The following is an 822-nucleotide window of genomic DNA, read 5'->3' on the forward strand; positions in this document are numbered from 1 at the left end:
TGACCAATATTGTGGTGTATCCCAAGAAGTATCGGAAAACATTGTGCTATAACCATCCACAATAACATCGTCATCTAAATCTCTAATAAATTTTTCTTGATAAAAGAAATTATCTCTAAAATGTATCCAAGCTTGATATTTATCTTCTTTATAATAAGATAAATTAGTAGGATAGTCTATTTTATTTCTATCTTCATCACGATAAGAACCAAAGTCTATATATCCTGCTAGAAAAAGTTGTCCTATGATGTTGATATATTCACTAATGTAAGTAGGTTTAGGAGTATTTAAAGAGAAAGGGTTGTTAAGATTGTCAATAGTATAAGTTTGAACGATATTTCTATCTGTTTCATGTCTTGCAAAAAATTCATTGTCAATAAGTTTTAAAAATAAATATTCAAATGCTAACAAAATATCTGTTTTTGAGGTATGTTTTAAATAGTCTAAAAATAAATCCATTTTAAAAAAATATTTCCCATTATTCTCTAATACCTTGTTTAAAATTTCATCACTTTCATAACCTGTTTTATCCATCCCTCTATAAAGAAAGATAGGATTGCCCATTGCGTATATCACTTTAATTTTCACCGCTTTATTCCTTGATATGAATAGTTTTATTAATCTTTGGATTTTTACCATAAATATTAATTGCCTCTCCACCACTTCCAGAACCCGTTCTATATACAAGATTAGTTTCATCATCCAACTTATATCTTGTAAGAAACTTTTCCTGTTTTCTTATTTTTTATAGGAATTTCGCTTTGTTCTATCTTTTGAGTATTTTATTATCTTTTAAAATTAACAAAAATCACCTATTAATCT

At 26.8% G+C, this 822-nt stretch carries 1 protein-coding gene; it reads right to left on the bottom strand.

The window, feature by feature from the left end:
- The coding region (locus H2280_RS08370; protein WP_337216254.1) for a hypothetical protein at nt 1-588 on the bottom strand (588 nt) is incomplete at its 3' end.
- Between the last annotated feature and the right edge of the window lie 234 nt (nt 589-822).

The organism is Campylobacter sp. 2457A (assembly GCF_020135895.1).
GTDB lineage: Bacteria > Campylobacterota > Campylobacteria > Campylobacterales > Campylobacteraceae > Campylobacter_D > Campylobacter_D taeniopygiae.